This window comes from Candidatus Termitispirillum reticulitermitis, assembly GCF_054655775.1.
The window spans coordinates 1-684 of sequence record NZ_BAAIHG010000203.1; the positions used below are offsets into that span (position 1 = coordinate 1).

Below are 684 nucleotides of genomic sequence, written 5' to 3' on the forward strand. Positions count from 1 at the left end.
GCAGGTTGCTGTCTTGCGGAGTCTTGCCACGCTTGGCAAGCTCTGACTCTATATATTCAAACCTGTTTATAAACTTTTTGCTCGTTGCTTCTAGTGCCCTTTCAGCATCTATCCCCTGTCGTCTCGCTAGGTTGACCAGTGCAAACATAATATCGCCTAGCTCCTCTTGTATATTTCCATTGTCTTTGCCGGCAATGGCAACTTTCAGTTCATTCAGCTCTTCGTCTATTTTTAGTAGCACATCTTCGTCCCGTTCCCAGTCAAAACCAACCTTTGCCGCAGCAGCTTGCAGTTTAGTTGCCTTTTTCATAGTAGGCGCGGGCTTTTTAGCTCTCCTTAAAACGCCCTCTTTTTCTGCCTTATGCCCTTTCTCTTGTTTTTTAATCTCCTCCCAGCGCACGAGCACCTCGTCTGAGTTTATATCCTCACTGTGTGCAAGCAATGTTCCATCTGGGTTGAACACGTGCGGATGCCTGCGGACAATCTTTTCAGATATACCTTTTACTACATCCTCTAGCTCAAAATGCCCCTCATCTTTTGCAATTTGCGCGTGCAACACTACATGCAACAACACGTCCCCAAGCTCCTCGCAGACATTGTTAACGTCTTTATTCTCAAGGGCAGCCAACAGCTCGTAGGCTTCGTCTATAAAGTCATCTGATAGAGTATATAGCGTGTGTTGCT

At 46.1% G+C, this 684-nt stretch carries 1 protein-coding gene; it reads right to left on the reverse strand.

The window, feature by feature from the left end; all coding sequences use genetic code 11:
- Window positions 1-684: nucleoside triphosphate pyrophosphohydrolase (gene mazG, locus AC1MDJ_RS08295; RefSeq protein WP_479690442.1), on the reverse strand; the 684-nt coding region annotated here is incomplete at both ends.